General features: G+C 70.4%; 23 protein-coding genes and 1 pseudogene. 13 read left to right on the top strand and 11 right to left on the bottom strand.

All coding sequences use genetic code 11. The features are described from left to right. Window positions 1-191 precede the first annotated feature (191 nt). Window positions 192-491, bottom strand: a pseudogene (locus tag ACFWN1_RS08935) (ABC transporter); the annotation flags it as partial. Window positions 492-975: 484 nt separating this feature from the next. Beyond that, on the bottom strand, window positions 976-1,398 hold the full coding sequence (locus ACFWN1_RS08930; RefSeq protein ID WP_384359439.1) for a YjbQ family protein: 423 nt from the start codon (window positions 1,396-1,398) through the stop codon (window positions 976-978). A 122-nt stretch (window positions 1,399-1,520) separates the two neighbouring features. Here ACFWN1_RS08930 and ACFWN1_RS08925 point away from each other — a divergent pair, with 122 nt between their 5' ends. The 5 genes from ACFWN1_RS08925 (at window position 1,521) to ACFWN1_RS08905 (ending at window position 5,644) form a co-directional block, all read left to right on the top strand. After that, window positions 1,521-1,604, top strand: a complete 84-nt coding sequence (locus ACFWN1_RS08925) for a putative leader peptide (RefSeq protein WP_356129427.1) — start codon at window positions 1,521-1,523, stop codon at window positions 1,602-1,604. A gap of 150 nt (window positions 1,605-1,754) precedes the next feature. Continuing rightward, window positions 1,755-2,618: an ABC transporter permease gene (locus ACFWN1_RS08920; protein ID WP_384359438.1), complete on the top strand. Its 864-nt coding sequence runs from the start codon at window positions 1,755-1,757 to the stop codon at window positions 2,616-2,618. After that, complete coding sequence (locus tag ACFWN1_RS08915; RefSeq protein ID WP_384359437.1) at window positions 2,591-3,346, top strand: ABC transporter ATP-binding protein; 756 nt, start codon at window positions 2,591-2,593, stop codon at window positions 3,344-3,346. Before ACFWN1_RS08920 ends, ACFWN1_RS08915 begins: the two co-directional genes overlap by 28 nt. Window positions 3,347-3,455: 109 nt before the next feature. After that, window positions 3,456-4,469, top strand: a complete 1,014-nt coding sequence (locus ACFWN1_RS08910) for an ABC transporter substrate-binding protein (RefSeq protein WP_384359436.1) — start codon at window positions 3,456-3,458, stop codon at window positions 4,467-4,469. A 17-nt stretch (window positions 4,470-4,486) separates the two neighbouring features. After that, complete coding sequence (locus ACFWN1_RS08905) at window positions 4,487-5,644, top strand: LLM class flavin-dependent oxidoreductase (protein ID WP_384359435.1); 1,158 nt, start codon at window positions 4,487-4,489, stop codon at window positions 5,642-5,644. A gap of 38 nt (window positions 5,645-5,682) precedes the next feature. Here ACFWN1_RS08905 and mltG read toward each other — a convergent pair whose 3' ends face one another. Together mltG and ACFWN1_RS08895 are read right to left on the bottom strand one after the other, a co-directional pair. Beyond that, complete coding sequence (gene mltG, locus ACFWN1_RS08900) at window positions 5,683-6,561, bottom strand: endolytic transglycosylase MltG (RefSeq protein WP_384359434.1); 879 nt, start codon at window positions 6,559-6,561, stop codon at window positions 5,683-5,685. A gap of 82 nt (window positions 6,562-6,643) precedes the next feature. Next, window positions 6,644-8,419: an ABC transporter ATP-binding protein gene (locus tag ACFWN1_RS08895; protein ID WP_384359433.1), complete on the bottom strand. Its 1,776-nt coding sequence runs from the start codon at window positions 8,417-8,419 to the stop codon at window positions 6,644-6,646. A gap of 141 nt (window positions 8,420-8,560) precedes the next feature. Between ACFWN1_RS08895 and ACFWN1_RS08890 the strand changes: the two genes are divergently transcribed. The 5 genes from ACFWN1_RS08890 to ACFWN1_RS08870 all read left to right on the top strand — a co-directional run bounded on the left by ACFWN1_RS08890 (window position 8,561) and on the right by ACFWN1_RS08870 (window position 13,912). Continuing rightward, window positions 8,561-9,007 carry a MarR family winged helix-turn-helix transcriptional regulator gene (locus tag ACFWN1_RS08890; RefSeq protein WP_384359432.1) on the top strand — a complete coding sequence of 149 codons (447 nt, stop codon included), beginning with the start codon at window positions 8,561-8,563 and terminating at the stop codon, window positions 9,005-9,007. A 232-nt stretch (window positions 9,008-9,239) separates the two neighbouring features. Beyond that, window positions 9,240-11,093: an ABC transporter transmembrane domain-containing protein gene (locus tag ACFWN1_RS08885; protein WP_384359431.1), complete on the top strand. Its 1,854-nt coding sequence runs from the start codon at window positions 9,240-9,242 to the stop codon at window positions 11,091-11,093. Then, window positions 11,090-12,871 carry an ABC transporter ATP-binding protein gene (locus tag ACFWN1_RS08880; RefSeq protein WP_384359430.1) on the top strand — a complete coding sequence of 594 codons (1,782 nt, stop codon included), beginning with the start codon at window positions 11,090-11,092 and terminating at the stop codon, window positions 12,869-12,871. The genes ACFWN1_RS08885 and ACFWN1_RS08880 overlap by 4 nt, the downstream gene beginning before the upstream one ends. A 264-nt stretch (window positions 12,872-13,135) precedes the next feature. Then, window positions 13,136-13,606, top strand: coding sequence for a DUF5709 domain-containing protein (locus ACFWN1_RS08875; protein ID WP_384359440.1), 471 nt, complete (start codon window positions 13,136-13,138; stop codon window positions 13,604-13,606). A gap of 42 nt (window positions 13,607-13,648) precedes the next feature. After that, window positions 13,649-13,912 (top strand): type B 50S ribosomal protein L31, encoded by a 264-nt coding sequence (locus ACFWN1_RS08870; RefSeq protein WP_384359429.1) that lies wholly within the window; start codon window positions 13,649-13,651, stop codon window positions 13,910-13,912. A 14-nt stretch (window positions 13,913-13,926) separates the two neighbouring features. Here the strand turns inward: ACFWN1_RS08870 and ACFWN1_RS08865 are convergent, their stop codons facing one another. Continuing rightward, complete coding sequence (locus tag ACFWN1_RS08865) at window positions 13,927-14,721, bottom strand: metal-dependent hydrolase (RefSeq protein ID WP_384359428.1); 795 nt, start codon at window positions 14,719-14,721, stop codon at window positions 13,927-13,929. 145 nt (window positions 14,722-14,866) lie between these two features. Between ACFWN1_RS08865 and ACFWN1_RS08860 the strand changes: the two genes are divergently transcribed. Beyond that, window positions 14,867-17,380, top strand: a complete 2,514-nt coding sequence (locus tag ACFWN1_RS08860; RefSeq protein ID WP_384359427.1) for a DEAD/DEAH box helicase — start codon at window positions 14,867-14,869, stop codon at window positions 17,378-17,380. Between the two features lie 19 nt (window positions 17,381-17,399). Then, window positions 17,400-18,266 (top strand): acyl-CoA thioesterase, encoded by an 867-nt coding sequence (locus ACFWN1_RS08855; RefSeq protein ID WP_384359426.1) that lies wholly within the window; start codon window positions 17,400-17,402, stop codon window positions 18,264-18,266. Here ACFWN1_RS08855 and ACFWN1_RS08850 read toward each other — a convergent pair. After that, on the bottom strand, window positions 18,253-19,320 hold the full coding sequence (locus ACFWN1_RS08850; protein ID WP_384359425.1) for a DUF6397 family protein: 1,068 nt from the start codon (window positions 19,318-19,320) through the stop codon (window positions 18,253-18,255). The two genes, ACFWN1_RS08855 and ACFWN1_RS08850, sit on opposite strands and share 14 nt — an antisense overlap. 124 nt (window positions 19,321-19,444) lie before the next feature. Next, window positions 19,445-19,858 (bottom strand): roadblock/LC7 domain-containing protein, encoded by a 414-nt coding sequence (locus ACFWN1_RS08845; RefSeq protein ID WP_384359424.1) that lies wholly within the window; start codon window positions 19,856-19,858, stop codon window positions 19,445-19,447. A 92-nt stretch (window positions 19,859-19,950) separates the two neighbouring features. Here ACFWN1_RS08845 and ACFWN1_RS08840 point away from each other — a divergent pair, with 92 nt between their 5' ends. Then, a complete protein-coding gene (locus tag ACFWN1_RS08840; protein ID WP_384359423.1) occupies window positions 19,951-20,379 on the top strand; it encodes a PPOX class F420-dependent oxidoreductase in 429 nt (142 codons plus the stop codon). Between the two features lie 7 nt (window positions 20,380-20,386). On the opposite strand, the gene ACFWN1_RS08835 is transcribed toward ACFWN1_RS08840, so the two are convergent. The 4 genes from ACFWN1_RS08835 to ACFWN1_RS08820 form a co-directional block, all read right to left on the bottom strand. Next, window positions 20,387-20,989 (bottom strand): ATP/GTP-binding protein, encoded by a 603-nt coding sequence (locus ACFWN1_RS08835; RefSeq protein WP_384359422.1) that lies wholly within the window; start codon window positions 20,987-20,989, stop codon window positions 20,387-20,389. 190 nt (window positions 20,990-21,179) lie between these two features. Next, a complete protein-coding gene (locus ACFWN1_RS08830) occupies window positions 21,180-21,593 on the bottom strand; it encodes a DUF742 domain-containing protein (RefSeq protein ID WP_384359421.1) in 414 nt (137 codons plus the stop codon). Window positions 21,594-21,611: 18 nt separating this feature from the next. After that, window positions 21,612-22,049 carry a roadblock/LC7 domain-containing protein gene (locus tag ACFWN1_RS08825; protein WP_384359420.1) on the bottom strand — a complete coding sequence of 146 codons (438 nt, stop codon included), beginning with the start codon at window positions 22,047-22,049 and terminating at the stop codon, window positions 21,612-21,614. Beyond that, window positions 22,046-24,583, bottom strand: coding sequence for a nitrate- and nitrite sensing domain-containing protein (locus ACFWN1_RS08820; protein WP_384359419.1), 2,538 nt, complete (start codon window positions 24,581-24,583; stop codon window positions 22,046-22,048). The genes ACFWN1_RS08825 and ACFWN1_RS08820 overlap by 4 nt, the downstream gene beginning before the upstream one ends. Window positions 24,584-24,587: the final 4 nt, after the last annotated feature.

Below are 24,587 nucleotides of genomic sequence, written 5' to 3'. Positions count from 1 at the left end.
GGCCACGGGCCGGCGCGCACACCGTCCGTCCCGCCGCAGCCCGGTCACGGTCACTCCGGTTCGGCGCTCGGGCCGCGTGCCGGGAACACCTGGCGGGCGGCTCGATCGCACTTCATCCCGATCGCCCGGCCCTCGATCCGGCGCGGACAGGGACGGTGCTCTTGATGTTGGCGAAGGTGCCGAGCACGTAGCGGCGCGCCCCGACGAACACGCCCTGGTAACCCGGCTCGTCGCCCGCCTCGATCGCTTCGCGCGCCTGGGTGAGCGTGAGCCTTGCCTGGTCGATCAGACCCCTGGCGTGCGTATGCGGCGACGGACTCCAGGTAGCGCCGCTGCGACTCCGCGCAGAGGGTGCCGAAGGCGAGGGAGGACTTGCCCGACCCCGAGGCGCCGGTGAAGACCACCGTCGCGTCGCGCGGGACCGTCAGGTCCACGTCCTTGAGTTTGTGCTCGCGAGCGCCCCGCACCCGGACGTGGGCCCGGACGGGCAAGGGCTGCCGGGGGGAGGGCGGGCGCCGCCGCGTCGGTGATGTCTCGAAGCCGAGGGCGCGCGGAACTGCCCGGGGGACGGTGACGTGGCTGGTCAGGGAGCTTGCCGGGCGATGTCAGGGCGATGGCACGCAGGGCGTGGAGGGTGCGGTTCCGGCGTGCGTAGGTTGAGTGGCAGTCCTACGTTGGGAAGGTCGCCGAGGGCGGGGGTGAGCGACGAGTTCATCATCGACCCGCACGGCCTCATCCCTGCCTGAGGCCCACCTCCCCGGCCCGCAGTCCCCGTTCGGGGAGACCGCGGGCCGGACCCCTGCCCTGCCGCGGGGCCCCGGAAGTGCCCTGCGGCGCACGCTGGGACAGGGCGCCGTGAACGTCGGGCGGATCGGCCAGGAGCAGCCAAGTCGCCGCCGTGACCCAGGAGTGCCGAAGCACTCCGAGCAGGCGCTTCCCGCAGCCGTCGTACGGCGCTCGACATCGTCCTCGGGGTCATCCCAGAAAGCTCAACCGGACCTGACGGTTCGGATTATCGACGTTCGTGTCCACCACGCACACCGACTGCCACGTCCCCAGCTCCAGGCTTCCGCCGATCACCGGCAGGGTGGCGTGGGGTGGGACGATCGCGGGGAGGACGTGGTCGCGGCCGTGGCCGGGGCTGCCGTGGCGGTGCTGCCAGCGGTCGTCGGCCGGGAGCAGGGTGTGCAGGGCGGCGAGCAGATCGTCGTCGCTGCCGGCGCCGGTCTCGATGACGGCGACACCGCAGGTCGCATGGGGTACGAAGATGTTGAGGAGGCCATCGCGGCCCGCCGCGGCCTCGCCCAGGAAGTGCTCGCACTCCTGAGTGAGGTCCACGACCCGCTCGCGGGACCCGGTGGCGATGTCGAGGACGCGCGTGGTGAAGGCAGCTGACATGCCTCCATCCTCACCCGCCGGCCGCGTTTCACGCCCCTCGGCGCGACCGTTCCTCGATACGGGCCGTCCACGGGACGAGACACCGTTGACCGGTGAACGCCCGCCTGGCTAGGTTCACCGGCATGTCGCGTTCAGCCCTGCTCACCACGCGCGGTCACATCGACCTGCTTCGGGTGGCCTCCGCCGCGTGTCGCCGCGGCCGCTGACGCCCTTTCCTCGTTCCATCACCGCCCTCCTTCCGGGCTTCCCAGCGCTTTCCGCACGCCACGCGTGACCCTCCGCTGAGCCGAGGGTGACCGCCGGCGGCGGCGACCAACGCAGCCTCATTTCCCCGCTCTCCACCGCGTGGAGCCGCCATGAGCATCAGCCATGCCCCACCTCACCCCTCCGATACCACCGGTATGCCCAAGACCTCCCCCACCTTGCAGCGCCTCGTCCCCGCCTCCTCCCGGCGCACCCGGCTCCCCCGCTGGCTGCGCCGCACCACCGGCCCGCTCGCTCTCCTCGTCCTGTGGCAACTCCTCAGCGCCACCGGTGTTCTGGCGTCCGATGTGCTCGCCTCACCGGGCCGGATAGCCCAGGTCGCCGGTGATCTGACAGCCGACGGTTCGCTGCCCTCGGCCATGGCCATCTCCCTGCAACGCGTCGCCGCCGGACTGGTCCTCGGCACGGTGATCGGCACCGGACTCGCCCTGATATCAGGGCTGTTCCGGATCGGCGAGGACGTGGTCGACGCCCCGGTCCAGATGCTGCGGACGGTGCCCTTCGTGGGTCTCATCCCGCTCTTCATCATCTGGTTCGGTATCGGTGAGGCCCCCAAGATCGCCATCATCACCCTGGGCGTGACCTTCCCGCTCTATCTGAACGTCTACGCGGGCATTCGCGGCGTCGACTCCCAACTCATCGAGGCCGGAGAGTCACTGGGGCTCTCCCGCCGGGGTCTCGTCCGCCATGTGGTGCTGCCGGGCGCGCTGCCCGGCGCACTCACCGGCCTGCGCTACTCCCTGGGCATCGCCTGGCTCGCCCTCGTCTTCGCCGAACAGGTCAACGCCGACTCAGGCATCGGCTTCCTGATGGTCCAGGCCCGCGACTTCCTGCGGACCGACGTGATCGTGGTCTGCCTGATCGTCTACGCCTTCCTCGGCCTCCTCGCCGATTTCATCGTCCGCTCCCTCGAAAGGCTGCTGCTGCGATGGCGACCGACGTTCACGGGCCGGTGAGCCCCACGACCACCGGGGCCGCCCAGGCCGTCCATGTCGAGGGGCTGACCCGGGCCTTCGACGGTCGCGCCGTCATCGACGACCTCCAGGTCGACCTGGCGCCGGGCGAGTTCGTCGCCCTGCTCGGCCGCAGCGGCTGCGGCAAGTCCACACTGCTCCGGGTCCTCGCCGGGCTCGACCGGGACATCGCGGGCACCGTACTGGTCCCCCGCCGCCGTGCCGTCGCCTTTCAGGCGCCCCGGCTGATGCCGTGGAAGAGGGTGTGGCGGAACGTCCTGCTGGGTCTCCCGGGCAAACCCGAACGCGCCTTGGCGGAGCAGGCGTTGGACGAGGTCGGACTCGGTCACCGGGTGGACGCCTGGCCGAAGACCCTCTCCGGCGGAGAGGCCCAGCGCGTCTCGCTCGCCCGTGCCCTGGTCCGCGAACCCGATCTCCTGCTGCTGGACGAGCCGTTCGGCGCGCTGGACGCGCTGACCCGTATCAACGCCCAGCGGCTGGTGGGTGAGTTGTGGCAGCGCCGGGGCTGCGCGGTGCTGCTCGTCACGCATGACGTGGAGGAGGCCGTACTGCTCGCCGACCGCGTCCTGGTGATGGACGGCGGCCGCATCGCCCATGAGCAGCGTGTCGAACTCGACCGGCCGCGCGACCTGACCGACCCGCGTTTCGCCGCGATCCGCGCCGATCTGCTGGCCCGCCTCGGCGTCACACCGTCGGCGGAAGCGGCCTGAACCCCTTCCCCTTCCGCACTCTGACCCTCGCACTCATGACCCTCGTACTCATACCTCTCACACTCATGCCTCTCGCACTCATGCCTCTCGCACCATGAACGGAACCTTCATGCGACGACTCCTGGTCCCCGCAGCGCTGCTCCTTCCCCTGTCCCTGCTGCTCACCTCCTGCGGTGGAGACTCCGCCGCCGACACGGGCACACGGACCGACGGCTCTGGCTCCCTCGCTCTCAGCGTCGGCGACCAGAAGGGCGGCTCCGAGGCCATCCTGCGAGCCGCCGGCGAGCTGAAGAACCTGGACTACCAGATCAAGTGGTCGACCTTCACCTCCGGACCACCGCTGCTGGAGGCGGTCAACGCCGGGGCCGTGGACATCGGCGGCGTCGGCAACACCCCGCCCGTCTTCGCGGCGGGCGCCGGCTCCAAGATCGCGGTGGTGGCCGCGTGGCACGGCACGTCCCGGGGCGACGCCATCCTCGTCCGGAACGGCTCCAAGCTGACTGACCCGAAGCAGCTCAGGGGCAAGTCGGTGGCCGTCGCCCAGGGCTCCTCCGCGCACTACCAACTGGTCGCCTCCCTCGAAGCCGCCGGGCTCCATCTGAAGGACATCAAGGTCAAGTACCTCCAGCCGGCCGACGCACTCGCCGCGTTCAACTCCGGCAAGGTCGATGCCTGGGCGGTCTGGGACCCGTACACCTCGCAGGTTCTCCAGAGCAAGCAGGGCCGGGTCCTCACCACCGGCGAGGGTGTCACCAACGGGCTCACCTTCCAGGTCGCCTCGCCCGGCGCGCTCCGGAACTCGAAGAAGGCGGCCGCCGTCAAGGACTACCTCGCCCGGCTGCGACGCGCACAGGCCTGGGTGCACGGACATCAGGAGGAGTGGGCCAAGGTGTGGTCCAAGGACACCGGGCTGCCGTACGAGGTGGCGCTGGCCTCTGTACAGCGCACCAACTCCACTCGCGTCTCCGTCGCCGTGGACAAGCCTCTGGTGGCCTCCGAGCAGAAGATCGCCGACAGCTTCACCGAGCTGAAGCTGATCCCCAAGAAGGTCGACTTCGGCGACTTCGTGGACTCGCGTTTCAACGGCGACCTGCCGCCCTCCACCACTCCGGCCAAGCACTGACACAGGAGGCCCCCCGCATGACCGTACGACTCCACTGGTTCCTGCCGACCGGCGGCGACGGCCGCACCCTGGTCGACCGGCACGCCTACGGCTCCAACATCGGCCGCGAGACCCGCGGCGTACGCACGCCCGACATCGAGTACCTGGCGCAGATAGCCAAGGCGGCCGAGCAACTGGGCTTCGAGGCGGTACTCACCCCGACCGGCACCTGGTGCGAGGACGCCTGGCTCACCACGGTGGCCCTCGCCCAGCACACCGAACGCCTGAAGTTCCTCGTGGCCTTCCGCCCCGGTCTCCTCTCTCCCACCCTGGCCGCCCAGATGGCCGCGACCTACCAGCGCCTGACCCGCGGACGGCTGCTGCTCAACGTCGTCACCGGAGGCGACTCGTCCGAACAACGCCGCTTCGGCGACCACCTCGATCACGACCGGCGCTACGAACGCACGGACGAGTTCCTGTCCATCGTGCGCGGTGTCTGGCGTGGCGAGCCCTACGACTTCCACGGCGCCCACTACGAGGTCGACGGCGGCCTCACCTCCCTCCCGCCGGACCCGGTCCCGGAACTGTTCTTCGGCGGCTCGTCCCCGGCCGCCGGACCGGTGGCCGCCCGCCACGCCGACGTGTACCTCACCTGGGGCGAGCCGCCGGCGCAGGTGAAGGCGAAGATCGACTGGATTCGCTCACTGGCCGAGCGGGAGGGGCGCACGGTCCGCTTCGGCATCCGGCTGCACACCATCTCCCGTGATTCCTCCGCAGACGCCTGGTCGACGGCGAACCGGCTGCTGGACGACCTGGACGCCGACAGCATCGCCGCCGCACAGGCAGCCCTGGGGCGCAGCGAGTCGGTGGGACAGCAGCGGATGCTGGAACTCCACGGCGGCTCCCGCGACCAACTGGAGATCTACCCCAACCTCTGGGCGGGCGTCGGCCTGGTCCGGGGCGGCGCGGGTACGGCGCTGGTCGGCAGTCACGCTGAGGTCGCCGACCGGATCGAGGAGTACCACGCACTCGGCGTCGAACACTTCGTGTTCTCCGGGTATCCGCATCTGGAGGAGGCTTACTGGTTCGGCGAGGGCGTGATCCCCGAACTGGCCGCCCGCGGTCTGCTGTCCGCCGACACGGCGTCCCGGACCACCGGGCGCGAGGCCCCACTCCTGGCCGCCCGCGGCCGCTAGCCCTCGGAGCACCGCTCACCACCGGCCGCCCCGGCCGCTCACCGGGGCGGTCGCGTGACCGGGCTCGCGCTGCCGGACGGCGAGCCCGACCGCACGCCGGCCTTCTGCAGGGCGTTGAAGTCGGCCACGTTCCGCAGGTGGCGGGTGTAGTCGGCGGTGAAGCGGGTGTCGCCTGGCTTGACCGTGACGAAGTACAGCCAGTCCCCCTTCGGCGGACTGGTCACCGCCCGCATCGCGTCCTCCCCGGGGTTGTCGATCGGCGTGGGCGGCAGCCCCATGCGCTGGTAGGAGTTGTACGGGCTCTCGATCCGGGTGTCGTCGACGCTGGTGTGGATGGTGCTGCGCTTCAGTGCGTAGTTGAGGGTGGAGTCCATCTGAAGCGGCATCCCGCGCTCCAGCCGGTTGAAGACGACACGGGCCACCTTCCCCATGTCGCTTTTCGTGGCCGACTCGGCCTGGACGATGCTGGCGACGGTCACTGCCTCGTAGACGTTCATCGCGTTGCGCTGCGCCCCGGCGGCGACCGGTGCGCCGTTGAACCTCTGGTCGGCCGTCTCGACCATCTGCCGGAGCAGCGACTCGGCGGTGGCGCCTTCTGTGACGGTGTACGTCGCCGGGAACAGATAGCCCTCCGGGTTTCCTTCGGCGGCGGACGCCAGCTTCAGACCCGCCTTGGCGACGGACTTGCGGGTGCTGCCGGGCGGCAGCTTCAGCACCTTGTCGACCGCGTCGTAGATCTGGCTCGCGCGCCAGCCCTCCGGGATGACCAGGGTGGCGGGCTGCGCGTCCCCCAGGCCCGACAGCGTCAGCGTCACCCCCACGGCGGTGCCGGCCAGGACGGCGGCGGCTCCGACAAGGGCGAGCTTGCCCCGGCGCGTCAGTCGCATCATGCTCCGTGACGGAGTCTTCGTCTGCATGCGGGCACGGTAATACGCACATCACCACAAACCCGGCATATTGTCAGCTTGTCGGCTTTTGATCGCCCGTCATGACTGGTTGTCAGGCAGTGGGTTCGAGCTGAGCGTCGCGGCGCACCAGGGCGGCGTAGCGTCCGTCGCGCTCCAGCAGCTCGTCGTGTGTTCCCAGTTCGGCGACCCGGCCGGAGTCGAGCACGGCTATCTGGTCGGCGTCCCGGACGGTCGAGAGCCGGTGGGCGATGGTGATGGTGGTCCGGTCGGCCGACAGCGCGTCGATCGCCTCCTGCACCGCCGCCTCGGTGCGGGTGTCCAGGGCGCTGGTCGCCTCGTCGAGGATGAGGACGGGCGGGTCGCGCAGGATGGTGCGCGCGATCGCCAGGCGCTGCTTCTCCCCGCCGGAGAACCGGTGTCCGCGTTCGCCGACGATCGTGTCGTAGCCGTCCGGCAGGGCGGTGACGTGGTCGTGGATCTGTGCGGCGCGGGCCGCCGTGTACAGCTCGTCGTCGGTGGCGTCGGGCTTGGCGAAGCGGAGGTTGTCGGCGACAGAGGCGTGGAAGAGATAGGTCTCCTGCGCGACGACGCCGACCGCTCGGGCGAGGGTGTCGAAGTCTAGGTCGCGGACGTCCACCCCGTCCACGGTGACGCGGCCGCCGGTGACGTCGTACAGCCGGGGCACCAGGCAGCCGAACGTCGACTTTCCGGCACCGGTCGGCCCCACGACGGCGAGACTGCCGCCGGCTGGCACGACGAGGTCGATGCCGTCGAGGACCGGGCCGCTCTCGTCGTCGTACCGGAACTCGACCCCCTCGAAGCGGACCTCTCCCTTGATGTCGTCGAGACGGACCGGATCGACGCGCTCGGTGATGTCGATGGGCAGGTCGAGGTACTCGAAGATGCGCTGGAAGAGCGCGAGGGACGTCTGGATCTGGACGCCGGTGGAGAGCAGGCTCACGGCGGGCCGGAACAGACCTTGCTGGAGCGAGACGAAGGCGACGAGCGTGCCCAGCGAAACCCCGGGACCGCCGAACTGGAGGGCCAGCCCCGCTGCCCAGTAGATGAACGCGGGCATGGCCGCCATGACGATCGTGATCACCGCCATGCGCCAGCGGCCTGCCATGCTCGCCCGGACCTCCAGGTCCACCAGACGCTCGGACTCCTCGGCGAAGCCGGCGGTCAGCGAGTCGGAGCGGCCCATGGTGCGGCCGAGCAGGATGCCGCTGACCGACAGCGACTCGGTGACGGTGGCCGCCATCACGGCCATCTGTTTCTGCCGTCGGGTGGTGATTCTCTTGCGCTCGTCGCCGACGCGGCGGCTGATCCAGACGAACACCGGGAGCAGGACCAGCGAGACGATCGTGAGCCGCCAGTCGAGGGCGACCATCGCCACGATCGTGGCGACCACGCTGGTGGTGTTGGAGACCAGGGAAGTGGCGGTGGAGGTGACGGTGGCCTGCATACCGCCGATGTCGTTGGCGATGCGGGACTGCACCTCGCCTGTGCGGGTGCGGGTGAAGAAGGCGAGGGACATCCGCTGGAGCCGGCCGTAGACGGCGGTGCGCAGGTCGTGCATGACGCGCTGGCCGACGGTGGTCGAGATCAGCGTCTGGAGGACGCCGAAGACGCTGGAGAGAACCGCGCTGACGATCATGCCGAGCGCGAGCAGGCTCAGTAGTCCGGTACGGCCCTGCGGGATGGCGACGTCGAGGATCTCCCGCAGGAGAAAGGGCGTGGCGACCGAGACCAGCGAGGAGGCGCCGACCAGCAGGCCGACGACCCCGAGGCGCCCGCGGTAGGGACGGAAGAGTTTGAGGATGCGGCGTACCTGCCGGGGCTGCTCCCCGGTGCCGGGAGGCGACATCCTAGACGTTTCTCGTTCGAGGCTCAAAGGACTCCTAGGGAGGCGAGAAGAGCCGGACCAGGGGCGGCCGACTCCGGTTCGTTGAGCATAGCTCATTGTTACCTATACTCACAATGATCGGGGTCCTGATATTGTTCCCGCATGTCGACCCCAGATCCCGAGGGGGTGCTAGCCGAGCAGCTGTTGCGGCTGACCCGCCGGGTGCACCGCATCCAGAAGCGCCACCTCGAATGGCGGGATCTGGACGTCACTCCCGCTCAGTCCCGCCTGCTGCGCACCCTCGCGTACTACGAGTCCCCTCCGCGCATGGCCGACCTCGCCGAGCGGCTGGAGGTGGTGCCGCGTGCGGTGACGACCCTGGTGGACGGTCTCGAGGCGCACGGCAAGGTCCGCCGGGTCCCGGACCCGGCCAACCGCAGGGTCACCCGGATCGAGCTGACGGACGAGGGCCGTGCCACTCTGGGCGAACTGCGCGGAGCGCGCCGTTCCGCCGCCGAGGAGATCCTCGCTCCGCTGACCGAGAAGGAGCGGCAGGTACTCGGCGTCCTGCTGGACACCCTGGTCGACGGCGACACATCGAAGCGGTGAACGTCCCGCCCTGGGCTCCCTTGGTACTCGCCACCCCCGCTGCTCTCGTCCGCGCGTCCTTGATCTGCGGATAGCCGGGCGGCTGGGCCTGGCCGGAACCCGGCGACGGCCGGGCCGCACCGGTAAAACCGTTTGAAATTCACCTCCACGCAAGGCGAACCTTTCACGGCTTGCCGCCACCTTCCGGTGTCGCCGCAGCCTGCCCCTCCCTGACACGAGCCACTGGGACGCCATGCAGATCCAAGACCTTCCGTACTCAGATCCCGGCGTACCGGACGCCCGCTCCGGCCCCCGCCTGCTGTGGTGGCTCGGACGCAACCAGCTGGGCGGGCAGTGCAAAGCGCTCTTGTGGGGCATGCTGCACTTCGTCTCCGTCTGCGCCCTGCCCTTCTGTGTGGGCCTCGCCGTCCAGGCGGCCGTCGACCGCTCCGCCACCCGGCTGGCCCTGACGGGAGGCCTGATGCTGCTGTGCGGCACAGGCATCGCGGTGGGCGACACCTTCCTGCACCGCGCCGCGGTCACCAACTGGATCACGGCGGCCGCCCGCCTCCAGCAACTACTGGCACGCAAGGCCGCGCACCTCGGCTCCGCGCTGACCCGGCGGGTCGCAGCGGGGGAAGTGGTCACCGTCTCGACGGGCGACGTGGAGAAGATCGGATGGTTCGTCGAGGCGGTGTCCCGCTTCACCGCGGCCGCGCTGACGGTGGTCGTGGTCTGTGTCGCGCTCGTGGTGTACCAGCCCGCGCTCGGCTTGATCGTCGCCGTGGGCCTGCCGGTGGTCGCACTCGCCGTACTGCCTCTGCTGCCACCGGCCACCAGCCGCGCCGACATTCAGCGTGAGAAGGCCGGCCGTGCCACCGAACTGGCCTCGGACACCGTGGCCGGACTGCGGGTACTGCGGGGCATCGGCGGCGAGGAACTCTTCCTCGACCGCTACCGCCGCGCCTCGCAAGAGGTACGGCACGCCGCGGTGCGCAGCGCCCGGATGTGGTCGGTCATCTCGGCCCTCCAGGTACTGCTGCCGGGTCTGCTGCTGATCGTGGTCGTCCTGCGCGGTGTCCAACTGGCCCGCGAGGGCCGGATCACGGTCGGTGAAGTGGTCACCGTCTACAGCGCGGTCACGATCGTCAACTATCCGCTGCGGCACTTCGTCGAGATCGCCATGGCGTACTCCTTCTCCCGGCCGTCCGCCCAACGGGCCGCACGGGTGCTGTCGCTGGAACGCCTCACGGACGCGGAGGGCTCGGGCGCGAGCGACCTGCCGGACGGCGATCTGTCCGACCCGGCCACCGGTCTGCTCGCCCCCGCACATGAACTCACGGCGGTGGTGTGCGGCGACCCCGACATGGCGGGGCGCCTCGCGGATCGCCTGGGCGGCCATCCAGCCGAGCCCGCCCTGTCGGTACTGCTCGGCGGAGTGCCGCTGGACGAGCTTCCTCTCGACCGCGCCCGCACCGTCGTCCTCGTCCAGGACAAGGACCCGGTACTGCTGTCCGGAACCCTGCGCGAACTGCTCGACGTACCCGCCTCCGGCGCCGTCCGCCCGCAGGACGCGCTGTCAGCCGCCCAGTGCGAGGACGTACTGGAGGCCCTGGTGCAGGGGTCGCTGGACGCTTCCGACCCGATGGACGCGCGGATCACCGAACGCGGACGCTCCCTGTCCGGCGGGCAGCGCCAGCGTCTCGCCCTGGCCCGTTCCCTCGTCGCGGACCCGGACGTCCTGGTGCTGGACGAACCGACCTCCGCCGTGGACTCGCACACCGAGGCCAGAATCGCGGACGGGCTGCGCCGGCTGCGCTCGGGCCGTACGACCGTGGTGCTCACCTCCTCCCCGCTGCTGCTGGACCGCGCGGACGGAGTCGTCTTCCTCCACGAGGGCGAGGTCGCGGCGACGGGGACGCACCGCGAGCTGATCGGCACTGAGCCCCGGTACCGCGCCGTCGTGACACGGGAGACCGAGGACGAACAGCGGCGGGCCGAGGACACCACCGGGCCTCCCTCCGCACCGGACCGACCGGCCACCACGGATGGAGCCGCTCTTCTGGGCGCCCTCGCACCGCTCGAAGAGATCGAGGAGAGCGCATGATCGGCGTGACACCACCGGCCTATGACCCGGCGGCTCCGACGACCACCACGACCCTGCCCATCGGCGCGGCGGCGACCGTGCGCGCCTACGTGGCGGAACTCTTCCGCCGTCATCGGCGGGCCTTCTCGCTGCTCATCGCCGTCAACACGATCGCGGTCATCGCCTCCATGGTGGGGCCGTACCTGCTCGGCGGTCTGGTAGAACGCGTAGCCGACCGGGCGCCGAACGCCCGGCTGGGGCTGACGATCGGGCTCCTCCTGGTCGCCCTGGCCGTCCAGGCGCTGTTCACGCTGCAAGTGCGGCTGCGCGGCGCGATGCTCGGTGAGCGGATGCTGGCCGACCTGCGCGAGGACTTCCTGATCCGCTCGGTACGGCTGCCGCCGGGCGTACTGGAGCGGGCCGGCACGGGGGATCTGCTCTCGCGCATCACCACCGACATCGACCGGCTGTCCAACGCCATGCGGGAAGCCGTTCCCGAGCTGGCGATCGGCGTCGTGTGGGCTCTTCTGCTGCTCGGCGGCCTCGTCGTGACAGCCCCGCCTCTCGCGGCCGCCATCCTGCTCGCGGTGCCGGTGCTGGTGGCCGGATGCCGCTGGTACTTCAAGCGCGCCCCCTCCGGCTACCGCTCGGAATCCGCCGGATACGCCGCCGTGGCCGCCGCGCTCGCGGAGACCGTGGACGCCGGCCGCACCATCGAGGCCCACCGCCTCGGCGACCGCCGCATCGCCCTCTCGGACGAGCGGATCGCACAGTGGACGGCCTGGGAGAGGTACACCCTGTGGCTGCGCTCGGTGCTGTTCCCCGTGATCAGCGTCGTCCACATCATCGTGCTGGGCTCGGTCCTCATGGTCGGCGGGGTCCTCGTCCTGCGGGGCTGGATGGACGTGGGTCAGCTGACCACGGGCGCGCTGATCGCCCAGATGCTCGTCGACCCGGTCAACCTGATCCTGCGCTGGTACGACGAGGTGCAGGTCGCCCAGGTGTCGATGGCCAGGCTCGTCGGGGTCCGGGACATCGAGCCGGACGCCGGTGACGCCTCGCTCGTGCCGGACGGGCGGGACGTGGACGCGGACCGGGTGCACTTCGGCTACCGCGACGGCGTCGACGTGCTGCGTGCGGTGTCCCTGCGGGTCGCACCGGGCACCCGGCTGGCGCTGGTCGGGCCGTCCGGCGCGGGTAAGTCCACGCTGGGCAGGCTGCTCGCCGGTGTCTACGCGCCGAGGACCGGTCATGTCACGCTGGGCGGCGCGGAGCTGTCCGGGATGCCCGCCGAACGCGTCCGCTCGCATGTCGCCCTCGTCAACCAGGAGCACCACGTCTTCGTCGGCTCCCTGCGCGACAACCTCCTTCTGGCCCGCACCGAGGCGGGGGACGCCGAGCTGTGGGCGGCGCTGGGCGCGGTCGACGCGGACACCTGGGCGCGGGCGCTGGACGCCGGGCTCGACACCGAGGTCGGTTCCGGAGGTCTGCCTCTGACTCCGGCGCAGGCCCAGCAGATCGCGCTGGCGCGGCTGGTGCTGGCCGATCCGCACACGCTGGTGCTGGACGAGGCAACCTCGCTCCTCGATCCACGCGCGGCACGCCACCTGGAGCGTTCCCTGTCCCGCGTCCTCGACGGGCGCACGGTGGTCGCCATCGCCCACCGCCTGCACACCGCCCACGACGCCGATGTGATCGCGGTCGTCGAGAACGGCCGTATCAGCGAGTTGGGCAGCCACGACGATCTGGTCGCGGCGGACGGCGCCTACGCGGCGCTCTGGCGATCGTGGCACGGGTGAGGAGCAGCCGGACGGACCAGGCAAGGCGCACACGGCGGGGCCGACCGCGGCTGTGCGGCGGACTGGTCCACGGCCGGCTCTCCCGCACCGCACGGCGTTGCCGTTGCGAGGTTCCGAACCGGGGTGGAAGGCTGGATGAGGGCACAGGGCCCGGAATGCGGGTGATGTTTCCCGGCCGTTTCGCGGGACAGCAGGGTCGTGACTGCCAACAGGCCCGCGCAGGTCATCACGGCGCCGGGCCGTGCTTACCGGATGGAGGTCTCCGTGAACAGCGCCGACGGATGGGGTGACGACGTCTACCAGCCCGGCACCGACGAGATCCAGGAGGACTCGGGTGTGCTCGACGTCGAGGACACGTTGGACGCCGATGGCGTAGAGGACCCCCTCGACCGGGGCTGGTCCCCTCCCGAGCGGCCGTGGGCGGTTGAGCACGACGGCGTGACGGCGGCGGAGCGCGCGGCCGGGGAGACGCTGGACCAGCGGCTCGCCGAGGAGTTGCCCGATGCGGCTGCCCCCGACGGCGACGGCCTCGGCGACTGCGACGGCACCGACGGAGAACTGCTCGACAACGAGGTGGGCCTGCGTCGGTCGGGCCGCCTGGTGGCCCCCGACGAGGGCACGCACGAGGACGAGGAGAGCGCGCTCGTGGCCACCGATGTGGGCATCGACGGGGCCGCCGCCTCCGCGGAAGAGGCCGCCGTGCACATCGTCGACGAGGATTCCCTTCCCGGCTGATCCGGACCCCTCCCGTCCCACAGCCTCGATCGAGGAGCCGCCATGCAGCAGGACCAGCAGCCCTCCTACCGTCCCGTCGTCTTCCGCGACCGCTCGGCGGGCTACGCCTTCCTCACCCGGTCCACCGCGGTCAGTGAGCAGACCATCGAGTGGGACGACGGTGAGACCTACCCGGTGGTGGACGTGGAGATCTCCTCGGAGAGCCACCCCTTCTACACCGGCAAGGCCCGCACGCTCGACAGCGAGGGTCGCATCGACCGCTTCGAGCGCCGGTACGGCGGGAAGCCCCCGGAGGCGACCGCCTGACGGCGAGCGCTTCCTCAGATGAAGTTGAGGGCCGCCGCGCCGCCCACTCCCCCGAGCACCATGAACGCGGGCATGAGTACCCGCAGCTCGACCCAGCTGCCCGCCCGAAAGCGCAGCGGCTTCGGCGGCCCGATCGGGTACCAGCGCTTGCGGCCCACCGGGATCGGCCACAGGACGGGACAGCCGGACACGGTAAGTGCGTCCCCGAGATCGTGCACCAAGGCGCCCAGCACGACTGGCAGCCCCAGCCACATGTACTCCTGGCCAGGAGCCGTGAACAGCCAGTTGGCACCCAGGCCCGGCTTGTCCAGCGTGCCCGCCAGGATCCAGGCACTGGTCGCCGCGAGCAGCCAGACCAGGACATCGCTGCTGGACCCACGTGCCGCTCGCCACAGCAGACCTTCGATGGCCAGCACCATGTACACGAAAAGGATGCCCAGGACCCCCCAGCGGCCCCCGGTGATCGCCACCGCTGAGCTGCCAGCGCCGATCAGGACCGCCCACAGCCAGGTGTGGGTGAGGGTGCGGTGACCGCCCGACCGGCGCGCGTCGCCCGGCTTCCGGGTCGCCTTGTAGACGGCGTAGGACAGCTTGTCGACGATCTCGCAGATCCAGCGGGACACCGGCCCGAAGGCCCGTGAGATGGTGGCCGCCTTGTGGTCGAGGTCCGGGGCCAGGGCGGCGCCCGCACAGACCAGGGCGCCCACCAGCAGGACCGGCCAGGGCATCGGGTACCCGGCGGCAGCGGCCGCCGCCCCGACACCGAGCCACGCGGCGGCCCCCGACAGTGAGTGTGCTGGTCCCATCATGGCCGCGTCCCGCCCCATTCCTCATGTGCCGCTGTCCAGTTGACCTGCGGTGCTGATGCCGTGTCGGCGACACAGCGTAGCTTCCATGATCTTGACGCCCACAGCCGATTCCCTGGTTGACGGCACGGGCAGGCAAGATGGGGGCGTGACCCTCATCGATCAGCTGCCGCAGACCGCCGACCCCGACGCCCTGTACGAATCTTTCGAGTCGTGGGCCCAGGATCGCGGCCTCACCCTCTATCCCCACCAGGAAGAGGCGCTGATCGAGGTGGTGTCCGGGGCGAACGTGATCGTCTCGACGCCCACCGGGTCCGGCAAGAGCATGATCGCCGCCGGCGCGCACTTCGCGGCGCTGGCCCGTGACGAGGTCACCTTCTACACCGCTCCGATCAAGGCCCTGGTGTCGGAGAAGTTCTTCGAGCTGTGCAAGATCTTCGGCACCGAGAACGTGGGCATGCTGACCGGCGACGCCTCGGTGAACGCCGACGCACCCGTGATCTGCTGCACGGCCGAGGTTCTGGCCTCCATCGCGCTGCGTGACGGCAAGGACGCGGACATCGGCCAGGTCGTCATGGACGAGTTCCACTTCTACGCGGAGGGCGACCGGGGCTGGGCCTGGCAGATTCCGCTGCTGGAGCTGCCGCAGGCGCAGTTCATCCTGATGTCGGCCACACTCGGTGACGTGTCCTTCTTCGAGAAGGACCTCACCCGCCGTACCGGCCGCCCCACCTCCGTGGTCCGCTCGGCCACGCGCCCGGTTCCGCTCTCCTACGAGTACCGGCTCACCCCTCTCACCGAGACGCTCACCGAGCTGCTGGAGACCAAGCAGGCTCCGGTGTACATCGTGCACTTCACCCAGGCGCAGGCCGTGGAACGCGCCCAGGCGCTGATGAGCATCAACATGTGCACGCGCGAGGAGAAGGACCGGATCGCCGAGCTGATCGGCAGCTTCCGTTTCACCACCAAGTTCGGCCAGAACCTCTCCCGTTACGTACGGCACGGTATCGGCGTCCACCACGCCGGCATGCTGCCCAAATACCGGCGCCTTGTGGAGAAGCTGGCCCAGGCCGGCCTGCTGAAGGTCATCTGCGGCACGGACACCCTCGGCGTCGGCGTCAACGTACCCATCCGCACCGTGCTGTTCACGGCCCTTACCAAGTACGACGGCAACCGGGTCCGCACACTGCGGGCCCGCGAGTTCCACCAGATCGCGGGACGGGCCGGACGGGCCGGCTTCGACACCGCCGGACTCGTCGTCGCGCAGGCGCCCGAACACGTCATCGAGAACGAGAAGGCCCTCGCCAAGGCGGGGGACGACGCGAAGAAGCGCCGCAAGGTGGTGCGCAAGAAGGCTCCAGAGGGCTTCGTCGGCTGGACGGAGAGCACCTTCGAGAAGCTGATCGCGTCCGATCCGGAGCCGCTGAACTCGCGGTTCAGGGTGACGCACACCATGCTTCTGTCGGTGATCGCCCGGCCCGGCAACGCGTTCGAGGCGATGCGTCATCTGCTGGAGGACAACCACGAGCCGCGCAAGCAGCAGCTGCGGCACATCCGCCGTGCGATCGCCATCTACCGCTCGCTGCTGGACGGCGGCATCGTCGAAAAGCTCGACAAGCCGGACGCTGAGGGCAGGATCGTGCGTCTTACGGTCGATCTCCAGCAGGACTTCGCGCTCAACCAGCCGCTGTCCACCTTCGCGCTCGCCGCCTTCGAACTCCTGGACCCGGAGTCGCCGTCCTACGCCCTCGACATGGTGTCCGTCGTCGAGTCCACCTTGGACGACCCGCGGCAGATCCTCGCCGCCCAGCAGAACAAGGCACGCGGCGAGGCCGTGGCCCTGATGAAGGCGGACGGCGTCGAGTACGAGGAGCGCATGGAGCGGCTCCAGGACATCACCTACCCCAAGCCCATGGAAGAGCTGCTCTTCCACGCCTACGACACGTACCGCAAGAGCCACCCCTGGGTGGGCGACCACCCGCTGTCGCCGAAGTCGGTCGTCCGCGACATGTACGAGCGAGCCCTGTCCTTCACGGAGCTGGTCGCCCTCTACGAGCTGGCGCGCACCGAGGGCATCGTCCTGCGCTACCTGGCCGGCGCGTACAAGGCTCTCGACCACACCATCCCGGACGACCTGAAGTCCGAGGATCTGCAAGATCTGATCGAGTGGCTCGGTGAGACGGTCCGCCAGGTGGACTCCAGCCTCCTGGACGAGTGGGAGCAGTTGGCCAACCCCGAGGTGATGACCGCCGAGGAGGCCCAGGAGAAGGCCGACGAGGTGAAGCCTGTCACCACCAACGCCCGCGCCTTCCGCGTGCTCGTCCGCAACGCCCTCTTCCGCCGCGTGGAGCTGGCCGCCCTCGACCGGGTCGACGAACTCGGCGAGCTGGATGCCGACTCCGGCTGGGACGCGGACGCGTGGGGCGAGGCCATGGACAAGTACTGGGACGCGTACGAGAACCTCGGCACCGGACCCGACGCCCGCGGTCCCAAGCTGCTGGTGATCAAAGAGGAGCCGCAGAACGGACTGTGGCGCGTCCGCCAGATCTTCGACGATCCCGATGATGATCACGACTGGGGCATCAGCGCGGAAGTCGATCTCGCCGCTTCCGACGCGGAGGGCCGTGCGGTCGTCCGCGTCACCGATGTCGGCCAGTTGTGAGCACAGGAGAAACCCACCGATGACGAATCCGGCCGAGAGCCTGGTCGACCTGCTCGACCTGGAGCAGATAGAGGTCAACATCTTCCGCGGCCGAAGCCCACAGGAGTCCCTCCAGAGGGTCTTCGGCGGCCAGGTGGCGGGCCAGGCGCTGGTCGCCGCAGGGCGCACCACGGAAGGCGACCGCCCGGTGCACTCGCTGCACGCGTACTTCCTGCGTCCGGGCCGGCCGGGCGTGCCGATCGTGTACCAGGTGGAGCGCGTCCGTGACGGACGCTCGTTCACCACGCGGCGCGTCACCGCCGTGCAGCAGGGCCGCACGATCTTCAATCTGACCGCCTCCTTTCACAAGCCTGAGGAAGGACCGTTCGAACACCAGCTGCCGCCGGCCCGTGTGGTGCCGGACCCCGAGTCGCTGCCGCCGGTGGCCGAGGAGATCCGGAAGCACCTGGGCGCACTGCCGGAGCAGTTGGAGCTGATGGCGCGCCGCCAGCCCTTCGACATCCGCTATGTCGACCGGCTGCGCTGGAACACCGACGAAATCGATGGCGCCGAGCCGCGCAGCGCCGTGTGGATGCGTGCGGTCGGTCCGCTGGGTGACGATCCGCTGGTCCACACCTGCGCGCTGACCTATGCCAGCGACATGACCCTGTTGGACGCGGTCCGCATTCCGGTCGAACCGCTCTGGGGCCAGCGGAACTTCGACATGGCCTCGCTGGACCACGCCATGTGGTTCCACCGTCCGTTCCGTGCCGACGAGTGGTTCCTCTACGACCAGGAGTCCCCGATCGCCATCGGCGGCCGTGGCCTGGCCCGCGGGCGCATCTACGACATCCAGGGGCAACTGCTCGTGTCGGTAGTCCAGGAGGGTCTGTTCAGGTCCTTCTAGCGTGATCGGCGGCGAGAGCGCTCCCGGGGCTTCTGCGACGTAGCCAGGTCAGCAGCCCCCGAGGCGGGCGTGACGCGCCGGCTCCGGACCCGTGGTCGCCTCGCGGCAGCGGCAGCGGCTGGGAGACCGGGGTGCCGGAGCATGCCCAGGCCGTGGCGATGTCGGCCGGCGTTGCCGGCTCGGGCCGATGCGTGGTTGGCGTGGGCACGCGTCGTGCGGGCGGTCGTCGCGTGGTGTGATCCCGTTGGCTCGGCACCGGTGAGGGAACGGGCCCAGGCGCCCGTGTCGCTTCCAGTTGCCGTGCCAGGTCCGCGCTCAGCCAGGCGATCTCGTCCGCGTCCTGCGCGGTCATGATCTGCTCGCTGAGTAGTGCGGAGGGTGATCCGGGGGCACCGTGCTCGGGGAGGGGCGGCCTCAGGCGGTCCAACCTGGCCCGTTCATCTGGACTTTTGGCGATCTCCGTGATCTCGGCGCTCGGCAGGAAGGCGGCGATGGCTCCTGCTCGCGCCCAAGGGTCCTCGGCCTGACACAGCAGGAATCCGAGGTGACGGTCCCGCCAGTTTCTCGGGCGCAGGTCGAGCCCGGCCGCCAACTGGCTCCTCAGTGTCTCGGGGGCCCTGCCCGTGATCAGATCGGCGTGCTCACCGTTCGCCACGAACTCCCGCAGATCCTCCGCCAGATACAGCCAGACCACGGCTCGGTACCGATTGAGGTAGAAGCGCACCGGCACCAGCAGTCCCAGTCGGGCGAGCCTGGCGAACCTGCCTCCGGAGACGCCCATGAGCGAGGCGCCCTCCTTGGTGCCCACGAGGCGCACCCGCTCGCGGAGCGTCTGAGGAAAGCCGGCCTGGGCCTGGAGGCGGGCGATCTCCGGCCGGGCGATCCGTCGGCCGCCGCTTCCCCCGGCCGGCACCGTGCGGATGCGGCCCAGTTCGACCGCCAGGTCGAACTCATAGCGTTTGAGGCCCAGTTCCCTGGCCGCGCGGCTCGGTGCGCACAGCGTGAGGCGCTCGGGCGTCAGGGTGGTGACGGAAGCGATGGTGGTTCCCGGCATGGCTCTACTCCCCCGTGGAGTGGTCGGCTCTCGCCCTGTGCGTTCGCCGTGCACACACCGTAGCCATATCCGCGCACTCCGCGTCGGCCCTGTGGATAACCTTCTTGCTGCCTGAAGCCGCAGGTCAGAGATCAGATACTGGAGTGTGTTCGGGCTGCCGGGTATTCACGCCGAGGTGTTCGCCGACCCGGTTCACCAGCAGCGTCATCTCGTAGGCGATCTGACCGATGTCCGCCTCCGCACCGCTGAGCAGGCAGAGGCAGCTGCTGGGCCCGGCGGCGGTGACGAACAGTACGGCGTCGTCGTACTCGATCATGGTCTGCCGCACGCGGCCCGCGCCGAAGTGGCGCCCCGAGCCTTTGGCCAGGCTGTGCAGTCCTGAGGACACGGCAGCCAGGTGCTCCGCGTCCTCGCGCCGTAGTCCGGTGCTCGCGCCGGTGACCAGTCCGTCGTTCGAGAGCACCAGCGCGTGTCGCACGTGGTCCACGCGCTGGGTGAGATCGTCCAGGAGCCAGCCCAGTCCCTGGTTCTGCGCCATGTTCCGTCTCCCCGTGTGGCCTCTCCCCCTGGCTGGAGGAGCTTTCCGCAAGCCTTCCCCACGTCCGGCGTCCGGGCAAGCAAGATGGGCGTATGGCACAGAAGATGACCGACGAGGAATGGCGGGCGTTCGTCTCGCACGGCACCCGGACCGGCAAGCTGGCGACCGTAAGAGCCGATGGAAGCCCTCATATCGCCCCGATCTGGTTTCTGCTGGACGGCGACGAGCTGGTGTTCAACACCGGTGGGGAGACGGTGAAAGGGCGCAATCTCGCCCGTGACCACCGGGTCGCGCTCTGCGTGGACGACGACCGGCCGCCGTTCTCGTTCGTGATCCTGAACGGCCAGGCCCGGGTGTCCGAGGATCTGGACGACATGCGCCGGTGGGCCACCCGGATCGCCGCACGGTACATGGGCGAGGACCACGCCGAGGAGTTCGGCGCCCGCAACGGCGTTCCAGGTGAACTGCTGGTGAGGGTGCACATCGACCACGTGGTCGCGGTGCGGGATCTCGCGGACTGAGTCGGGCTCAGCTCACCGAGTCGAGAAGCCGGGCCGTGTGCATACGCCCGGCGTACTCGACGAGGCGGATCAGTACTTCCTTGCCGGAGTCGCGGTCACGGGCGTCGCAGAGCACCACGGGAGTTCCCTGGTCCAGGTCGAGGGCGCATGAGACGTCATGGGCGCCGTAGGGGCGCGCGCCGGGGAAGCAGTTGACGGCGACGACAAACGGAATGCGCCGGTGCTCGAAGTAGTCGACCGCCGGGAAGCAGTCCTCCAGCCGGCGCGTGTCGGCGAGGACCACGGCTCCCAGGGCTCCCTGCGAGAGCTCGTCCCAGATGAACCAGAAGCGGTCCTGTCCCGGCGTCCCGAACAGGTACAGGGCGAGGCCGGAGCGAATCGTGATACGGCCGAAGTCCATGGCCACGGTCGTGGTCACCTTGTGGTCCACGCCGTCGGTGTCATCGACCAGCTGACCCGCCTCACTGAGCAGTTCCTCGGTACGCAGGGGCCGGATCTCGCTGACGGAGCCGACCATCGTGGTCTTGCCGACCCCGAATCCCCCCGCCACCAGTATCTTCAGCGCCAGGGCGGAGATGTCGTCGGCGGCTTCGACGTGCTCAGAGGCCATGATCACTTCTCTCGGGAGGGCGGCTGCGTTCGATGTGTCCGGGGCGTGAGGTCAGCATCATGACAACTTCGGCACCGCCTCGGGAGTTCGGACTGAAAAGCACCACATATGACCGACTCACGGCCGATTGGTCACCGGCAGCGCGCGGAACGGCGACCGAATAGGTGCCGGGTCGGTCGTCAACGTTCATCTACAGGGCCCTCAGCCCTTCGATGACCTCGCGCAGAATCCGCTCGTCGGGCAGCTGGGCCGGCGGCACGGGACGGCTGACGGTGACGAAGCCCAGTTCCAGCAGGTCGCCCAGCAGGACCCGGACCACGCCCAGGGGCAGATCCGCGTCCGCCGCGAGTTCCGCGACCGACTGTGTCTCGGTGCGGCACAACTCCATCAGGGTCCGGTGTTCCGGACCGAGCGCGCTGTCCTCGTTGGTGCCGGGCGCCGCGGGGTCGAGGGTGACGAGGGCGATGAGGTCGAAGGGCACTCCGGTGGGGCCGGGCTGGGTGCGTCCGCCGGTCATGGCGTAGGGGCGCACCAGTGGCCCCGCCTCACCGTCATACCACTGGCTGCCCTCGTCCCGGAGGTCGCCCGGCGGGTTGTCGGTCATCCGCTCCGGCCTTCCCGGTCAGCCTGCGGCGGGTGGCCGTGAGGCGACGCGCGGGGCGGAGTAGAGGTGTTCACCCACGCGTCTGACCAGGCGTGCCATCTCGTAGGCGACCATGCCGATGTCGGCGGTCGCCGCCGTGAGGACGGCGAGACAGGAGCCGTCTCCCGCCGAGACCACGAAGAGGAAGGCGTCGTCCAGTTCCACCATGGTCTGGCGGACGCCGCCCGCGCCGAAATGTCGTCCTGCGCCCTTGGCCAGGCTGTTGAAACCCGAGGCCACGGCCGCGAGGTGTTCGGCGTCGTCGCGGCCGAGGCCGGTGGAGGACCCGACCGCCAGGCCGTCGTTGGACAACACGACGGCATGGCGCACCTCGGTCACCCTCCTGACCAGGTCGTCCAGGAGCCAGTCGAGTTCGCCGGATCGCTCGTTCGCGGTCGTGTTCGGCTCCTGGATCATGCTGGTTCTCCTTCGGTGCTGTCGCTGCCCGTTCCGGGCGCTGGTGCGACGCGGCCGGGGCGTCGGCCACCGCCGCGTACCCAGCCGTCGCGGTAGGCCGCCATCCGGTCCCGTACGATTTCCGGGGTCCGTCCCTCGTCGCCGGGCGGTTCGGGTTCCGCTGCCGGCTCGGCCGGGCGCTCCTTGCGGAGCTGAGGCGCGAGGCTGGCCTGGCGCACGCGGCGCGGAAGGTCTTCCGAGGATTCGGAGTCGGCCGGCGGGCGGTGGGGCCTCAAGGTGCTGGCTCCGGGAGGCGTCGTGTCCGGGGCGGGTTCGACGGGCGGTGGCACAGTGGCGGCCGATGGCGCGGTGGCGGCCAGAGCGGGCCGCTCGGCCTGCGCGGTCACCGCGGCCGGGTCCGGTGGGGGAAGATCGGGCACGCGCGCGTACTCGCGTTCCGGCTCCTGGCCGAGCGGGGGATCTTCCGCCGGCTGTGCCGAAGTGGTCTGGTGCACCAAGGCGGTCGGCAGGAGCACGACTGCGGTGGTGCCGCCGTACGGGGAGGTGCGCAGGTGCACCTTGATGCCTTGGCGGGCCGCGAGTCTGCTGACCACGAAGAGACCGAGACGGTCGCTGTCGAAGAGGTCGAGGGCCTCGGACTGCTCGATGCGCCGGTTGGCCTCCACCAGGGCTTCGGCGCTCATGCCGAGGCCCCGGTCCTCGACCTCGATGACGTAGCCGTTGCCGACCGGTTCACCGGACACGCGTACGCGCGTGTGGGGCGGCGAGAACTGGGCCGCGTTCTCGACCAGTTCCGCGAGCAGGTGAGTGAGGTCGGCGACGGCGGCTCCGACGACGGCCGCCTCGGGGAGCTGACGGACCTCCGCGCGCGCGTAGTCCTCGATCTCCGAGACGGCCGCGCGGACGACGTTGGTCAGGGACACCGGCATGCGCCATGCCCGGCCGGGCGCCGCCCCGGAAAGGATGATCAGGCTTTCGGCGTGGCGGCGCATGCGTGTGGTGAGGTGGTCGAGCCGGAACAGGTCGCTCAGCTCGTTCGGGTCTTCGGAGCGGCGCTCCATGCTGTCCAGCAGGCTGAGCTGGCGGTGGACCAGTACCTGGCTGCGGCGGGCGAGATTGACGAAGACTCCGGAGATGCCGTTGGCGAGTTCGGCGCGCTCCACCGCAGCGTGCAGTGCGGCCCGGTGCACGGTCGTCAGGGCTTCCGCCACTTGCCCGGTCTCGTCCTCCGCGGGTGGTCCGGCGGGGGCCTCGGCGCGGATGTCGATGTCCGCGCCCGCGCGGAGTTTCCGCATGGCCGCCGGAAGTTTACGGCGGGCGATCTCCAGAGCGTCGTTGCGCAGACTCACCAGCTCGACCACGAGCGTGCGTCCGATCCGGACCGAGATCACGAGCGAGGCCACGACAGCGGCAAGGCCGAAGAGCACGGCGGCGCCGGCCGGGCTGAGCAGACCGTGGGCGAACGGGTCGGCGCGGCCCGCGACGGTCCGGCTCGTGGCCGCCGCGGTGGTGCTCATGTCCGCCCGCACGCGCGCGTGGGCGGTGGCCCAGGCCGAACCGGGCGACGTGTCGACCGCCTTGGCGCCGGAGCCAGCGGCGAGGATGCGGTCCTCGGCGGCGGTGAGGGCGAGGTAGGCGCCACCCCGGGCGGTGCGGTTCCAGGCGGCGCGCTGGGCGGCGGGCAGATCGGCGACGGCTATGTGGGTCAGGGCGCGCCGGTTGGCGACGGCCCCGCCCAGCAGCCGCAGACGTAGGCCGCGAAGCTCGCCGTCGGGGCGCGCGCCGGCGAGCACCGCGTTCTCCTGGGCCAGCGCCTCGGCGGCCCGGGAGAACTCGAGCAGCACGCGCGCGTCGGAGCCGACATCGGCGCGCTGGATGCCGGATAGGGCACCGTCCACGGCGAACGCGGCATCGATGGTCCTGGAGTACCGGTCGTAAGCCTTCGCCCAGTCCGCCTCACGGCTGAGCACGTCGGCCCGCAGCCGGCGGAGCTGCTCGGCTCCGCCGACGAAGGTCTCCAGACGGCTGCCGACTCCGGCGGGGAGCTGCTGGCTTGCGGCGACGGTACTGTCGTCGCCCAGCCGGAGCCCGGACACCGCCCGGTCGGTCGTGGAGGTGAGGCCGCGGAGTTCGTTCCCCTGCGCCGCGTTCGGTTCGGCTGCGTACCGCACAGCGGCTGCCCGCTCCGCCTGCAGAGCGGCTACGGCGGAGGCGACGGGAGTGCGCAGCTCGGCGTCGATGCGCTGCGACTCACGCAGTTCGGAGACGTCCTGCGCGGTGGTCACGGTGGCGTACGCCCACAGCGCGAGGAGGGAGACGACGGGCACCATCAGGAGGCAGACCACCTTGGCGCGCACGGTCCGGGGGCGCATGTGCCAGCGGCTCGCACGCGGGGGCGCGTAGTCCGGCGGCATGTCGAAGTAGAGGTCCGGTCTCTCGTCGGCCGGTGGCCCGGCGTGCGCGCGTCGGCCGCGTAGCGGGGTCGGGGACTGCGCCGGCGGTCCGGCCTTCGGGGTGCTACGGGGTGGGCGCATGGCC

Source organism: Streptomyces sp. NPDC058459 (genome assembly GCF_042721685.1).
Lineage (GTDB): Bacteria > Actinomycetota > Actinomycetes > Streptomycetales > Streptomycetaceae > Streptomyces.
The sequence above is the reverse complement of the archived record's forward strand: the minus strand, read 5'-3'. Positions and strand labels throughout refer to the sequence as shown.

What these genes read in the sequence shown, in the direction of transcription:
- ACFWN1_RS08930 (WP_384359439.1), bottom strand. Translation starts at nt 1,398, where the DNA reads ATGTCAGCTGCCTTCACCACGCGCGTCCTCGACATCGCCACCGGGTCC.
- ACFWN1_RS08925 (WP_356129427.1), top strand. Translation starts at nt 1,521, where the DNA reads ATGTCGCGTTCAGCCCTGCTCACCACGCGCGGTCACATCGACCTGCTT.
- ACFWN1_RS08920 (WP_384359438.1), top strand. Translation starts at nt 1,755, where the DNA reads ATGAGCATCAGCCATGCCCCACCTCACCCCTCCGATACCACCGGTATG.
- ACFWN1_RS08915 (WP_384359437.1), top strand. Translation starts at nt 2,591, where the DNA reads ATGGCGACCGACGTTCACGGGCCGGTGAGCCCCACGACCACCGGGGCC.
- ACFWN1_RS08910 (WP_384359436.1), top strand. Translation starts at nt 3,456, where the DNA reads ATGCGACGACTCCTGGTCCCCGCAGCGCTGCTCCTTCCCCTGTCCCTG.
- ACFWN1_RS08905 (WP_384359435.1), top strand. Translation starts at nt 4,487, where the DNA reads ATGACCGTACGACTCCACTGGTTCCTGCCGACCGGCGGCGACGGCCGC.
- mltG (WP_384359434.1), bottom strand. Translation starts at nt 6,561, where the DNA reads ATGCAGACGAAGACTCCGTCACGGAGCATGATGCGACTGACGCGCCGG.
- ACFWN1_RS08895 (WP_384359433.1), bottom strand. Translation starts at nt 8,419, where the DNA reads ATGTCGCCTCCCGGCACCGGGGAGCAGCCCCGGCAGGTACGCCGCATC.
- ACFWN1_RS08890 (WP_384359432.1), top strand. Translation starts at nt 8,561, where the DNA reads ATGTCGACCCCAGATCCCGAGGGGGTGCTAGCCGAGCAGCTGTTGCGG.
- ACFWN1_RS08885 (WP_384359431.1), top strand. Translation starts at nt 9,240, where the DNA reads ATGCAGATCCAAGACCTTCCGTACTCAGATCCCGGCGTACCGGACGCC.
- ACFWN1_RS08880 (WP_384359430.1), top strand. Translation starts at nt 11,090, where the DNA reads ATGATCGGCGTGACACCACCGGCCTATGACCCGGCGGCTCCGACGACC.
- ACFWN1_RS08870 (WP_384359429.1), top strand. Translation starts at nt 13,649, where the DNA reads ATGCAGCAGGACCAGCAGCCCTCCTACCGTCCCGTCGTCTTCCGCGAC.
- ACFWN1_RS08865 (WP_384359428.1), bottom strand. Translation starts at nt 14,721, where the DNA reads ATGATGGGACCAGCACACTCACTGTCGGGGGCCGCCGCGTGGCTCGGT.
- ACFWN1_RS08855 (WP_384359426.1), top strand. Translation starts at nt 17,400, where the DNA reads ATGACGAATCCGGCCGAGAGCCTGGTCGACCTGCTCGACCTGGAGCAG.
- ACFWN1_RS08850 (WP_384359425.1), bottom strand. Translation starts at nt 19,320, where the DNA reads ATGCCGGGAACCACCATCGCTTCCGTCACCACCCTGACGCCCGAGCGC.
- ACFWN1_RS08845 (WP_384359424.1), bottom strand. Translation starts at nt 19,858, where the DNA reads ATGGCGCAGAACCAGGGACTGGGCTGGCTCCTGGACGATCTCACCCAG.
- ACFWN1_RS08840 (WP_384359423.1), top strand. Translation starts at nt 19,951, where the DNA reads ATGGCACAGAAGATGACCGACGAGGAATGGCGGGCGTTCGTCTCGCAC.
- ACFWN1_RS08835 (WP_384359422.1), bottom strand. Translation starts at nt 20,989, where the DNA reads ATGGCCTCTGAGCACGTCGAAGCCGCCGACGACATCTCCGCCCTGGCG.
- ACFWN1_RS08830 (WP_384359421.1), bottom strand. Translation starts at nt 21,593, where the DNA reads ATGACCGACAACCCGCCGGGCGACCTCCGGGACGAGGGCAGCCAGTGG.
- ACFWN1_RS08825 (WP_384359420.1), bottom strand. Translation starts at nt 22,049, where the DNA reads ATGATCCAGGAGCCGAACACGACCGCGAACGAGCGATCCGGCGAACTC.
- ACFWN1_RS08820 (WP_384359419.1), bottom strand. Translation starts at nt 24,583, where the DNA reads ATGCGCCCACCCCGTAGCACCCCGAAGGCCGGACCGCCGGCGCAGTCC.